Annotated in this window: 13 protein-coding genes and 1 pseudogene; 4 read left to right on the top strand and 10 right to left on the bottom strand. The window is 35.9% G+C overall.

From position 1 onward, the window contains the following. Positions 1 to 100: 100 nt before the first annotated feature. From BAQ49_RS11080 to BAQ49_RS11070, 3 genes are read right to left on the bottom strand one after another with little or no spacing between them, the layout of a single operon-like run. The gene (locus tag BAQ49_RS11080) at positions 101 to 970 is read right to left on the bottom strand and encodes a YihY/virulence factor BrkB family protein (RefSeq protein ID WP_001224543.1); all 870 of its coding nucleotides are present in this window, start codon (positions 968 to 970) and stop codon (positions 101 to 103) included. A 6-nt stretch (positions 971 to 976) separates the two neighbouring features. Beyond that, entirely contained in the window at positions 977 to 1492 is a 516-nt protein-coding gene (locus tag BAQ49_RS11075; protein ID WP_071745356.1) for a DUF4075 domain-containing protein, read from the bottom strand. 53 nt (positions 1493 to 1545) lie between these two features. Then, positions 1546 to 2010 (bottom strand): low molecular weight protein-tyrosine-phosphatase, encoded by a 465-nt coding sequence (locus tag BAQ49_RS11070; protein ID WP_071745355.1) that lies wholly within the window; start codon positions 2008 to 2010, stop codon positions 1546 to 1548. 174 nt (positions 2011 to 2184) lie between these two features. Here BAQ49_RS11070 and BAQ49_RS11065 point away from each other — a divergent pair, with 174 nt between their 5' ends. The 3 genes from BAQ49_RS11065 (at position 2185) to BAQ49_RS32880 (ending at position 5409) form a co-directional block, all read left to right on the top strand. Beyond that, the gene (locus tag BAQ49_RS11065) at positions 2185 to 2409 is read left to right on the top strand and encodes a DUF1128 domain-containing protein (RefSeq protein ID WP_000366196.1); all 225 of its coding nucleotides are present in this window, start codon (positions 2185 to 2187) and stop codon (positions 2407 to 2409) included. A gap of 189 nt (positions 2410 to 2598) precedes the next feature. Beyond that, positions 2599 to 5265 carry a cation-translocating P-type ATPase gene (locus BAQ49_RS11060; RefSeq protein ID WP_071745354.1) on the top strand — a complete coding sequence of 889 codons (2667 nt, stop codon included), beginning with the start codon at positions 2599 to 2601 and terminating at the stop codon, positions 5263 to 5265. A gap of 6 nt (positions 5266 to 5271) precedes the next feature. Beyond that, the gene (locus tag BAQ49_RS32880) at positions 5272 to 5409 is read left to right on the top strand and encodes a hypothetical protein (protein ID WP_165616039.1); all 138 of its coding nucleotides are present in this window, start codon (positions 5272 to 5274) and stop codon (positions 5407 to 5409) included. A 45-nt stretch (positions 5410 to 5454) separates the two neighbouring features. On the opposite strand, the gene BAQ49_RS11055 is transcribed toward BAQ49_RS32880, so the two are convergent. From BAQ49_RS11055 to BAQ49_RS11025, 7 genes are all read right to left on the bottom strand, one after another. Then, the gene (locus BAQ49_RS11055) at positions 5455 to 6537 is read right to left on the bottom strand and encodes a toxic anion resistance protein (protein WP_071745353.1); all 1083 of its coding nucleotides are present in this window, start codon (positions 6535 to 6537) and stop codon (positions 5455 to 5457) included. An 18-nt stretch (positions 6538 to 6555) separates the two neighbouring features. Next, positions 6556 to 8187, bottom strand: a complete 1632-nt coding sequence (locus BAQ49_RS11050) for a YceG family protein (RefSeq protein WP_071745352.1) — start codon at positions 8185 to 8187, stop codon at positions 6556 to 6558. 110 nt (positions 8188 to 8297) lie between these two features. After that, the gene (locus BAQ49_RS11045) at positions 8298 to 9089 is read right to left on the bottom strand and encodes a TerC family protein (protein WP_071745351.1); all 792 of its coding nucleotides are present in this window, start codon (positions 9087 to 9089) and stop codon (positions 8298 to 8300) included. 73 nt (positions 9090 to 9162) lie between these two features. Next, positions 9163 to 9741, bottom strand: coding sequence for a TerD family protein (locus BAQ49_RS11040; protein ID WP_071745350.1), 579 nt, complete (start codon positions 9739 to 9741; stop codon positions 9163 to 9165). Positions 9742 to 9821: 80 nt separating this feature from the next. Continuing rightward, positions 9822 to 10406, bottom strand: a complete 585-nt coding sequence (locus BAQ49_RS11035) for a TerD family protein (RefSeq protein ID WP_071745349.1) — start codon at positions 10404 to 10406, stop codon at positions 9822 to 9824. 23 nt (positions 10407 to 10429) lie between these two features. Then, on the bottom strand, positions 10430 to 11026 hold the full coding sequence (locus BAQ49_RS11030; protein ID WP_001121596.1) for a TerD family protein: 597 nt from the start codon (positions 11024 to 11026) through the stop codon (positions 10430 to 10432). 128 nt (positions 11027 to 11154) lie between these two features. Continuing rightward, positions 11155 to 12033 carry an ROK family protein gene (locus tag BAQ49_RS11025; RefSeq protein ID WP_071745348.1) on the bottom strand — a complete coding sequence of 293 codons (879 nt, stop codon included), beginning with the start codon at positions 12031 to 12033 and terminating at the stop codon, positions 11155 to 11157. 208 nt (positions 12034 to 12241) lie between these two features. On the opposite strand from BAQ49_RS11025, the pseudogene BAQ49_RS11020 reads away from it, so the two are divergent. Then, a pseudogene (locus tag BAQ49_RS11020) lies at positions 12242 to 12522 on the top strand (cell wall anchor protein); the annotation flags it as partial.

Genomic DNA, 12522 nt, shown 5'->3' with positions numbered 1-12522 from the left:
ATGCGAACTGCTCTTTTGTTTGTTATTTTTATTATTGTGGTTCTTTTTATTATTACTCATGAAATATCCCCCCTGTTCCCTTTTATTATGGAACAAGAGCTCATTTTTCATTACGGGAATTATTGTCACCCGTTCTATAATGATGGAGTAAACCATTAATTTCACCGCCAAGTAAAATTACCCACCCAGTTAAGTAAAACCATAACATTAAAATAATGATACCACCGAGACCACCATATGTATTAGCGTAATTTGCAAATTTATCTACATAATAGGCAAATGAGTACGATACCACAATCCATCCTACAGTAGCAAATAAAGCCCCCGATATGACTTCTCTTCGCTTTAATTTCCGATCAGGCGCAAACGTATATAAAAAGCTAAATAAGGCGAACAAAACGAAGAAACTCGCTACTAATCGTGTAATACTCCACACGTAAGAAAAACTATCCGATAAACCAATTGCTTTAAATACAGCTGCCCCAATCACTTGTCCAAATACTGGGACGATTAGTGCAAACACAATCATAAAAATTATTGCTAACGTAAACACGATAGATAAAGCTCTTGTTTTAATAAAGGAACGGGTTTCTGTTACATCATAAGCACGATTAAAAGCATTCATAACCGCATTCACCCCGTTTGAAGCAAACCATAGCATCGATAGTAAACCGAATGATAATAAACCACCATTTTGCTCGTTTACAACTTTATCTACGTTTACCTCAATTAAGTTCATCGCATCTTCTGGTACGTACGGTTCTAATAAATTGAGCACACTTTCTGTTTGAAGGTCAATAAAGCCAAGAAGCGTAATTAAGAAAACAAGCCCAGGAAAAATCGCAAGCAAGAAGAAATAAGCGAGCTGTGCTGCCAAGCCCGCTACATCATCGCGCATCGTCCGGTCATATAAATCTTTCCCAAACGAAAAAGTACGATGTCTTCTTACTTTTTCTATAAATTTTCTCATATATTTTTAAACGCTTTTCTTCTCTTCTTTATTTTGCTTTAGCTCAATGTATGCTTCAGTTTTTTTTTCCTCTGCATTTGAGTCTTTCATAAATAATTCACGCGCTTCTTTCATACCACCATCTTCAGCTACCACTGGCTCTTCTTCCGCTTTAAGCTCATCTACCTTCGGAGATACAGCCTGAATTTCGATCGTTTCTGGTTTTTCTACTAGCTCAACTTTTTTCTTACTAAAAATTTCTTTCGTTTCTTTTAACGTCTCTACAACAGACGGCGTTAATTTTTTAATTTCTGCTACTTTCGCTTTCACTACATTAAAATCAGCAAGTTCGCGTCCTTTATCTGTAACAGTTTGCACTTTTTCTTTTATCTTCGCATTTTCACCAATTTCAATCATCTTTGTTTTTGCTTTTTCTGCTGTATTTTTTACTTTTTCACGATTTTCTTTCTTTAACATAGATACAGCTACACCTGCAGCTACACCAAGCGCAATGTTTCGAGCAATATTATTTTTCTTTGCCATATTCCTTCACCCTTTCATTTCTTATATTAGAAAGTATTACTTTCTAAGCTTCCTCATATTCCTTGTTCATTTCGAATGAAAGCTAATAGCTTTGCACACCCTTCTGTTACAAGGTCATACACTTCTTGGAAGTTCCCTGTAAAGTAAGGGTCAGGAACGTCTGTCCAGCCACCGTCTGGAACAAAATCGGACAGCATACCAATATAGCCTCCAGTTTTACCTAAACTTTTTAAATCTGCTATATTCTTGTTGTCCATGGCAATAATATAATCAAACTTTGTTAAGTCTTCTTTTTCTACTTGCCTTGCTTTAATTCCTTTAAAAGTGACTGCATTTTCTTTTAAAATTTTTTGTGTCCCTTTATGTGGCGGATGACCAATATGCCAATCTCCAGTTCCTGCAGAATCAATGACAATTTTCTCTTCGAGTCCCTCTTTTACGACAAGATTTCGAAAAATCGCTTCTGCCATCGGAGAACGGCAAATGTTCCCAAGACAAACAAACAATACTTGAACCATATATTTGTTTCTTCCTTTCTTGGTGCATTTCTTAATATATACTTATAGTATAAACAACCAATTATTAAATATAAAGGAAATCCCTACTAATTTAATAGGATTGAAAAGATTCATTAACGAAAATGATAAAAAATGTTAAGATAGCCTTATGTTATTTTAAAGGGGGACACTTCGGTGGATTTATCCGTAAAGTCAGAAGAAAACGTTGAATATATGGTCGAAGCTATTAAAGAAAAATTACGTATGGTTAATGCTGGAGCGATGAGAGCTGCTAGCTTTAATGAAGAAATGTACGAAGACTTACGTGACATTTATGATCATGTTATGAAACGTGAAACATTCAGCATTAGTGAAATGCAAGCTATTACAGAAGAATTAGGTACATTAATTAAAAAGTAAGAAGCCTCACTTATGAGGCTCTTTTTTATTTCCAACAAATTCATGACAACTCTTCTCTTTCCCTCAACCAACTGTAAAATATTGTACAATAGAAGTAGAACCTCACCTTAGATTTTTTCTCCATACATACTACTCACAAATAATAGCAACACTACCATTGCTAACTGTTTTTACTGGAGGTGCTTACTTATGAGCAATTGGTACAGTAAGACGAAAGATCAAACATTAATCGACTTAGAAACAAATGAACAACACGGTTTAACAGATGAAATCGTAAATGAGCGTTTAAAGCAATACGGTTTTAATGAATTAGCTACAAAACAAAAACGCACGTTATGGCAGCGTATTTTCGCCCAAATTAATGACGTCCTCGTATATGTCCTTATTATTGCTGCTCTTATTTCAGCCTTTGTAGGTGAATGGGCTGATGCCAGTATTATCGCGCTCGTTGTAGTTTTAAACGCTGTTATTGGCGTCGTCCAAGAATCAAAAGCAGAACAAGCTTTAGATGCATTGAAAAAGATGGCGACACCTAAAGCTATCGTTAAACGAGATGGCGAACTACAAGAGATCCCATCTGAGCACGTCGTTCCAGGTGATATCGTTATGCTCGACGCCGGACGATATATCCCATGCGATTTGCGACTTATCGAAACCGCAAATTTAAAAGTGGAAGAATCTGCTCTAACTGGTGAATCCGTCCCTGTTGATAAAGATGCAATCTACCACCCTTCCATGCAAAGTGAGGAGCAAGTACCATTAGGCGATCAAAAAAACATGGCCTTTATGTCTACTCTTGTAACATATGGCCGAGGCGTCGGTGTTGCTGTTGAAACTGGAATGAACTCGCAAATTGGTAAGATTGCTACCCTTTTACATGAAGCAGACGATGATATGACACCACTTCAAAAAAGTTTGGCACAAGTCGGAAAGTATTTAGGCTTTGTCGCTGTAGCTATTTGTATCGTTATGTTTCTCATCGGCTTTTTACAAGGCCGGGATACGTTAGAAATGTTTATGACTGCTATTAGTTTAGCCGTTGCAGCTATTCCTGAAGGGTTGCCAGCTATCGTTTCCATCGTTCTTGCAATTGGTGTTCAGCGTATGATTAAACAAAATGTTATTATTCGTAAACTACCAGCTGTTGAAGCTCTCGGTTCTGTCACAATTATTTGTTCAGATAAAACGGGTACATTAACTCAAAATAAAATGACTGTTACTCACTTTTATAGTGATCACACATATGATCATTTAGAAAATTTGAATGTAAATAATGATATACACCGCCTACTATTAGAAAATATGGTTTTATGTAACGACGCTTCTTACGGTACCGACTCACAAACAGGGGATCCTACAGAAATTGCCCTTCTTGTTGTCGGAAGCTCTTTTAACATTCAAAAAGATCAATTAGAAAATACACATGAACGTATTAACGAACTACCTTTCGATTCTGATCGTAAAATGATGTCAACTGTACATACGTACGATGAAAGCTACTATAGCATGACTAAAGGTGCTATTGATAAACTTTTACCTCACTGTACCCATATCTTTATAAATAATAAAATTGAGGTCTTAACAGATTCTGATAAAAATCAAATATTAGAAGCTGCCGGGTCAATGTCGCAAGAAGCCCTAAGAGTACTTTCATTCGCATATAAACGATACGATTTAAACGCTGTGGATATAAATCATCTCGAAGAAAACCTCATCTTTATCGGTCTTGTCGGTATGATTGATCCACCACGCACAGAAGTAAAAGATTCAATTACAGAATGTAAAAAAGCTGGTATTCGCACAGTTATGATTACTGGTGATCATAAGGATACCGCCTTTGCAATTGCCAAAGAACTTGGTATTGCTGAAGAAAAATCTGAAATTATGATTGGAACTGAATTAGATAACATTTCAGATACAGAACTAGCAAATAAAATTAATCACTTAAATGTCTTTGCTAGGGTCTCTCCAGAACATAAAGTGAAGATTGTAAAAGCATTACGTGCTGAAGGAAATATCGTTTCGATGACTGGTGACGGTGTAAATGATGCTCCTTCTTTAAAGCAAGCAGATGTTGGCGTAGCGATGGGCATTACAGGAACAGACGTCGCAAAAGGAGCAGCAGATGTCGTGTTAACAGATGATAACTTCTCATCTATCGTGAAAGCTGTTGAGGAAGGTAGAAATATTTATCGTAACATAAAAAAATCAATTCTCTTCCTACTCTCTTGTAACTTCGGAGAAATTATCGCTTTATTTTTAGCCATTTTACTCGGCTGGGCAACACCACTACGACCTATTCATATTTTGTGGGTCAATTTAATTACAGATACACTGCCTGCATTATCACTTGGTGTTGATCCTGAAGATCCAGATGTGATGAAGGAAAAACCACGACATGCGAAAGAAAGCTTATTTAGTGGTAGCGTTCCTTTCCTTATTTTCAATGGCGTTGTCATTGGACTTTTAACGCTAATAGCCTTTATCGTCGGGGCAAAATTCTATACCGGAGATACAAATTTATTCCCTCTTTTCCCAGAACAAATTGATGAAGATGCCCTATTACATGCTCAAACGATGGCATTTGTCGTTCTTAGTTTTTCTCAGCTCGTTCATTCATTTAACTTACGTTCAAGAACGAAATCAATTTTTTCAATTGGGATATTTACAAATAAATATTTAGTCTTCTCACTTCTTATCGGTGTTCTTATGCAAGTTTGTATTATCTCCATTCCTCCTCTTGCAAATATATTTGGTATACATGCATTAACAATGCGAGATTGGGGATTCGTTCTCTTATTAAGTATCATTCCGCTTGTTGTGAATGAAATTATTAAATTATTTAAGAGAAAATAAAAGGCAATGAGGAATATTCCTCATTGCCTTTTCATTTACCCCGCTATTTGCCAGGCAGTAAAACTCCCACCTCAAAATTCGGCTGGAGCAAAGAGGTTAGGTGGGATTGGGGCTGCCCGTAAACGCCCGATTGGTGAAGGCTAATAATCAGTGGGGATGAACAAAACCCCCACTGATTAAAGTTTCACTTTAGCCTTGTAATTCTTTTTTGATGTTCTCTGTTAATGCAGCCATACGCTTACGGCTTTCTTCACGCTCACGTTTATTTTGTTCTTCAATTTGTTGTGTTTCTTGCATACCTCTTGAAATAATGTTCCAAGTCTCCTCAAGTGTTTCCATCTTAATACTAGAAGAACCTGATAATCTCGCCACTTCCACACTTTGAGTCGCGATATTTTGTGCATTTTTCTTAAGTAATTCATTTGTACGACGATCAAGTTCCGCCATAGAGTCTGCAACCAGCTTTTGACGTTTTGCATTTACGGCTTGAATAATACCATTTTTAAAGATAGGAATCGTTGTAATAAATGCTGTATTGATTTTACCGATTAATTTATTGTTACCGCGTTGAATCATACGAATTTGTGGCGCTGTTAATAGAGCAACCATACGTGCTTTTTCTAAGTCATCAATACGTTGTTCTAAAATTTCAACAGAGTTTTTAAGCGATTCTAATTCGATACCTGCTAACTGATCATTATTACGTATGCGCTCTTCGTACATCGGAACTAACTCTGTATTTAAACGTTCTAATAACATTTCCCCTGCTACTACGTATTTTTCTAAATCTAAATAATACTTTAAGTTTTGCTCATACAGGCCATCTAATGTACCAATTGATTTTTTCATTTCATCTTGATACTTCGTAATCTCTACGTATACTTTATCCATTTCGCGACCCATTGTCTGATACTTACTAAAGATTTGTTCGATCATTTTATCTGCTTTTTTGAACATGCGTGAGAAGAAACCACTTTTCTCTTCCGCAAAGTCTTTGCTATCAAATCTGTCCATAATTTTACCAAGCTGTTTTAATAATTCACCAGAGTCTTCTATTTTTGATAAAGACATTGTATGTAAAATTTGATCAGCGAAACGTGAAATTTCCATAGATGGTTCTTTTCCAAGCTCGATTAATTCTAATTGATCTTTAATATCTACCGCATTATAAATACGTTGCACTTCCGCATCTTGTCTAAGTTGTAAACGAACATCTTGTGCAGTTTGCTCATTTAGTTCTGTTTTCGAATCTAGTACGACTGGGTTATTCATATGGTATTCTCCCTTTCCTTATAAAAATGGACGAAATAGTCCTTTTATTGTTTGTGATAAATTTTTATAGGCTGATGAACCATGAAACTCAAGGTCGAAATTAACTTCTTCAAGCCAATGTGAATCAAATGCTCCTACTTCAATATACGGTTCAATATCGTTTCTCCCCGTTGGATTGAAGTGGAATACATCTACTCCAATTTGATTTAAAAACAATAATAAAACAGCATCAGAACGGCTTAATTCTCCGCTCTTCTCATTATTAAATATAACAATTTTCGGTACTTCTTGCGAATAATCAAATTTCTCAAGTTGCTCTAAAATGTTCGGTGGGATTTGAGAAAGCTGTGCAAAAACATACAGTGCTACATCTTGTTTCGTCTCTTTCGCAATTGGTTTACACATTTCACTTTCGCACGTATGAATGATTGCCTCTGCAATACCATGTTGTAAACCTTCTGGTAAACGTTTATGTGGCCACCAATGACTATTCATAATTAAATCTGGATGTAATTTTCCCCCGCGGTCCAATGCATCTCGATAATGATATTGGAAATTCGCTTTTTGTTCTTTCGTAAACGGAAATGTATTAATTAATAAACTGTTATCAAATGATGTAACAGCCTTTAATCGTTGAAAATATTCTTTATCATTCTTTGACACACCTGATATTTTTGCAAATAAAGAAGGAATATAAATATGCTTGTTTTCAACAAAGAAGGTTGGGCGTACAAATGCCTTTTCTTTCGTAATTAAAAAGAGTTCATCATATGTTGTTTTTAATGTACGTGCTACAGGTGTATATGAACGGAATTGCCACGGCTTGTACAGCAGTGAATTATCGTGGTGAAGTACTTGCTCGATTTCTTTTGAAGCTTGATAAGCTACTGTTGCGACGCGCTCACGACGCCGATCGGGAAATGATTCCAATGAAATACGGCCCGAATGAGATACGACAAAAGTCCTTCCTTCCTCATCTATATTCTCAAACCCATCTTTTCCTTCAGGGTGATAATAAAGCACATCGCAGCCGAGCATAATAATAAAGTATAAGAAATATATACGACTCTCCGTCGCATCACCGTACCAAACGATACGCGGCATTTGTTTCTTATAATTAATCGTAGAGAACCACTTCGTTACGTAATTTTCACTTAATTTAATCATATCGATTAAGAAACGACGGAACCCTTCTGTTTTTAAAGATTGATTATGTTGTTTTTCATACAATTTTAATACCGAAATAAACGTCGTATGTATATAATGCTGTAAGTCAGGATTGTCTACTTGCGGTAATAGTTGTTTTCCAGACAAATGGGCTACAAGTCTATTTACTGTAAGTCCATTCGGTGCTTCTTGATGTAATGTAAAAACTTCTTGAATATGGCGCAGTTTTTCGGGATCAATTACCTTATTTAAATTTTGTTCATGCAAAACCTCGATCCCTTTTGCTTCACTATAATCAAATAACTCATTGAAATATTCATCTACATCATTGGGAACACCAAGAATACGAGTTGCTATATAACTAAATTTCATCTCATTCTCTGTCAGTTCATATTGTGGACGTTTTTCTAAAAGCGCTTCAAATTGCTTTAAATCTGATTCTTCTTTTAATGCGCATGGTTGAAGTGTAAAACGTGAAAACACAACAGTTCACCCCCAAAAACATTTACGTTTTTTATAAAGTCTCTCTTCTATTATAAACTATTTTTAGTTATAAAAAATGGGCGCTCGCATAACGAGCAAACCCATTTCAATTATTTATGTTCATTTTTAGTAGCTGCAACTTCTTCTTTAGCTTGTCCAGAATTCTTCATGTAGTGAAGTATAAATGTTGCTCCAAACGCTACAACTAAAATAATAAAGAACGCTGTATGACTTACTTCAATATGAATAACAGACAGTAGCATTTTTACTGCAATAATTAAGATTAAAATATAGGCTGTCGTTTCAAGTTCTGGAATACGCTCTAACAATTTTAAAAATACGCCAGCGATACCACGCATCATTAAAATACCGAGCATTCCACCTAATAGTAAAATCCAAACTTCATTCGATACACCAAACGCAGCAAGTACGCTATCTACAGAGAACGCGATATCCATTAATTCAACCATCGCCACCGTTCCCCAGAAAACACCGAACATTCTGAAGAGAATACTATTTTGGTTCATACCATCAGCTTCCTCTTCTTCTGCATTACCTTTTCGTTTATCAATGAAGTATTTAATTGAAAGCCAAGCTAAGTAAAGTGCACCTAACACTTTTACCCATGCTAATTTAATTAAGTACATTCCAATTCCAATCGCGATAAATCGGAATACATACGCTCCAATAAGTCCATAGAATAATGCTTTTTTACGTTTCTCTTCCGGAAGGTGTTTTACCATTACCGCTAACACAAGTGCGTTATCAGCAGATAGTAACCCTTCAAGTACAACAAGTGTACCGATTAATCCCCAAGATACTGGATCTTGCAACACTTTAATCCACATGTCCAAGTCAAAAAACTGAGCATACGTATCAAGGATTCCTTGCAAAATACTCATCTTACCTTTATCCCCTATTCTTTGCTAGATTTATAGAAAGGTCAAAAAAAGGAAACGAATGTCGTTTCCCTTCTTATGCATCCAAGCCATACGCTCTTACAAGCGCACCTAAGCCACCTTGGAAACCACTTCCTACTGCATTAAACTTCCACTGTCCATTATGACGGTATAATTCACAAAAGACAACTGCTGTTTCAATGGAGAAATCTTCCCCTAAATCAAAACGAAGAACTTCTTCGTTTGTTTCTTCATTTGCTAAACGAACGAATGCATTTGCAACCTGTCCAAAGTTTTGATTACGACCTTCACCATCATAAATTGTAACTGTAATAGCAATTTTATGAACATCTGCTGGAACCTTTTTCAAATCTACAACAAGTTGCTCATCATCACCGTCACCTTCACCTGTACGGTTATCTCCTGTATGTAAAACTGATTCACAAGGAGACTGTAAATTATTATAGAAAATAAAATCAGTTTCCTTCGTACATTTCCCGTTCGCATCTAATAAAAAGGCAGATGCATCTAAATCGAAATCAGATCCACCATCATAAGATTTAATATCCCATCCAAGACCAATTACCGCTCTTGATAAACCTGGGCTTGTTTTAGCTAAATCAATTTTCTGTCCTTTTTGTAATTGAATAACCATGCATATTCACCTCTATATTTTAATTTCAAAAAATATATCCATCAGTAAATATACATTTCACTGATGGATATATAAGTCTATTACTCTACATCTAAACCAAAGTTATTACATAGAGAACCTAATCCACCTTGGAATCCACTTCCGATTGCATTGAATTTCCACTCACCTGCGTGACGGTATAATTCACTTACTACTACTGCAGTTTCAATAGAGAAATCTTCTCCTAAATCGTAACGAATTAATTCTGCATTCTTTTCTTCATCCATAATGCGTACGAAAGAGTTAGAAACTTGTCCGAAGTTTTGGCTACGGCCTTCACCTTCATAAATTGTGATTGTGAAGCAAATACGTTCGATATGTGCAGGAACATTTTTTAAGTCTATTTTAATTGTTTCATCGTCGCCTTCACCTTCACCTGTACGGTTATCTCCTAAATGCTCTACAGCACCATTCGCACCTTTTGGATTATTATAGAAAACGAAATCCTCTGCTCCTGAAACTTTACCGTTAGCACCTACTAAGAAGATACTAACATCTAAATCGAAATCGCTTTGTCCGTCATAACGATTCGTATCCCAACCAAGTCCTACAAGAACTTTCGAAAGACCTGGGTTTGTTTTTGTTAAGTCTACCTTTTGTCCTTTTTTCAATGAAATTGATGCCATATACAATTCCTCCTTGGTTTATCTTATTGGTAACGTGATACAATCTCACTTAAGTTTTTATCTTGCGTTCCTTCTCCAACTGCTGAAAACTTCCATTCGTTTCCGTCTCGATACATTTCCCCTGCAATTAAAGTCATTTTGCCAGCGTAATTATCTGACAAGTTATAACGTGCTAATTCTTCACCTGTTTGTGGGTTTTGAATACGAATATATGCATTGCGAATCATTCCAAAATCTTGACGACGATTTACACAGTCATAGATATTTACAACGAATACTAAACGATTAATACGGCTCGGAACTTTATGTAATTCTACGAAAATTGTTTCGTCATCACCAGCACCTTCACCTGTTAAATTATCTCCTGAATGAATGATACTACCACAAGTAGAAAGTTTGTTGCCAAAATAAACTAGATCATTTTTGTTTAAAAAACGATCTCCTTCTAACATAACAACAGATGCATCACAATCTACATTTGGTTTACTTCCAAATAAAGAAGACAGAAAACCACCTGATTGCCCAATTGGATCCCAGCCCAAGCCAACCTGCAGTTTTGCCACTCTCGGTTGTCCTTTCGTTAAATCGATCTTTTGTCCTTTTTCTAAAATAATAGGCATGAAGTTTCTTCCTTTCTACAAAGCATTTTCCGAATCGGAAAATATTGTATTCTTCTCTTATATTGTAGCATTATTTATCTAGTGAGAAAAAGGATAAATTCTCAATTATATGAAAACATCCATATAATTTACTTATGATGATGTAAGAAGTGGTAAATGGAACCAATCATTCCTGCACAATTGCCGCTTTGCGCAAGTTTAATCTCACAATTACTATAAATCTCTTGATTTAAGTATGTTCCTATCTCTTCCTTCACTTCATTTAAGAAAGCATCTCCTCTTTCAGTAATTCCCCCACCAATAATAATCATTTTCGGATTAAAAATATAAGCAAGGTTACTAATTCCAATCGCCAAATGTTTAAAGAAAATCTTCACGGCTTGAGTAACACCACTATCACCCTTATCATATAATTCAAAAATTGTTTTGCCATCCCACTCTTCTTCACCTTTATATCTTCGTACAAGATGAATTAATCCCGAAATTGAGGCAACCTCCTCAAAAGTTTTCCCTTCTATTATCATATTCCCCCATTCCCCAGCTCCAAACGAATGTCCACGGTATAACTCCCCATTTATAACAATCGCTCCACCAATCCCCGTTCCAAGCGTGAGCATAATAAAATCACTTTCTCCCCTCCCAGCCCCTTTCCATTTCTCACCAAAGGCTGCACAATTAACATCATTTTCAATAGATACAGGAACTTTTAATATTTCTTGTAATCTCTCAACAATAGAAATATCAGCATAATGTGGAATATGATCCACCCCTCCCGTTATAACTCCTTTATCAATATCAACAATTCCGGCTGTACTAATACCAATTCCGGAAATATCATGTTCAGTCATTAACTTTTTTGATAAGTATATAAGCTTTTGAACAATTTGTTCCCCTCCCAAATGAATTTCTGTTGGGATTTTTTTATGCATTAGTACTACCCCTATTTCTGAAACAATTCCATATTTAATTTGCGTACCACCAATATCAAATGCAATATATCCTTTCATCCGTTGCCACTTCCTCTACTGTTATGAGTGTAAATTCTCCATCACTCTACTATTTGTAGGGAATTTACATTAACTCTTTTCTCTCTTTAGAAATACACCACCTTTTTCTATATATAGTTTTTTTTGCATAAAACTCTTTTTCCTATGAAATATTACAAAAGGGATATTTTTTAGATGGAACAATAATTTTTTCTTCAGGAGGAAAACAATGACAAAAATCTTCATTTTAGCATCTACACTTTCTTTATCCTTTTTTAGCGGCTTAAATATTGGTAATGCTGCAACGGAGAACTTCCACCCAATAACAAACGCTATTGTACAAAATAACGATAATTTAGCAGAAGGTAATTCAAAAGATAATAATAAACCTCCAGGAAACAATGGTTCTCAGGACGATAGTGGTTCTGACGGCAACGTTTCTGGTGGCAGCGGTTCTGGTGGCAGTGGTTCTGATGGCAGTGGTTCTGGTGGCAGCGGTTCTGGTGGCAG

It is taken from the genome of Bacillus proteolyticus, from assembly GCF_001884065.1.
Taxonomy (GTDB): domain Bacteria; phylum Bacillota; class Bacilli; order Bacillales; family Bacillaceae_G; genus Bacillus_A; species Bacillus_A proteolyticus.
Note: the sequence above shows the minus strand (reverse complement) of the source record. Positions and strands in the feature narration are given on the sequence as shown.

Coding starts and splice junctions, on each gene's coding strand:
- BAQ49_RS11080 (WP_001224543.1), bottom strand. CDS start 970: ATGAGAAAATTTATAGAAAAAGTAAGAAGACATCGTACTTTTTCGTTT.
- BAQ49_RS11075 (WP_071745356.1), bottom strand. CDS start 1,492: ATGGCAAAGAAAAATAATATTGCTCGAAACATTGCGCTTGGTGTAGCT.
- BAQ49_RS11070 (WP_071745355.1), bottom strand. CDS start 2,010: ATGGTTCAAGTATTGTTTGTTTGTCTTGGGAACATTTGCCGTTCTCCG.
- BAQ49_RS11060 (WP_071745354.1), top strand. CDS start 2,599: ATGAGCAATTGGTACAGTAAGACGAAAGATCAAACATTAATCGACTTA.
- BAQ49_RS32880 (WP_165616039.1), top strand. CDS start 5,272: ATGAGGAATATTCCTCATTGCCTTTTCATTTACCCCGCTATTTGCCAG.
- BAQ49_RS11055 (WP_071745353.1), bottom strand. CDS start 6,537: ATGAATAACCCAGTCGTACTAGATTCGAAAACAGAACTAAATGAGCAA.
- BAQ49_RS11045 (WP_071745351.1), bottom strand. CDS start 9,089: ATGAGTATTTTGCAAGGAATCCTTGATACGTATGCTCAGTTTTTTGAC.
- BAQ49_RS11040 (WP_071745350.1), bottom strand. CDS start 9,741: ATGGTTATTCAATTACAAAAAGGACAGAAAATTGATTTAGCTAAAACA.
- BAQ49_RS11035 (WP_071745349.1), bottom strand. CDS start 10,406: ATGGCATCAATTTCATTGAAAAAAGGACAAAAGGTAGACTTAACAAAA.
- BAQ49_RS11030 (WP_001121596.1), bottom strand. CDS start 11,026: ATGCCTATTATTTTAGAAAAAGGACAAAAGATCGATTTAACGAAAGGA.
- BAQ49_RS11025 (WP_071745348.1), bottom strand. CDS start 12,033: ATGAAAGGATATATTGCATTTGATATTGGTGGTACGCAAATTAAATAT.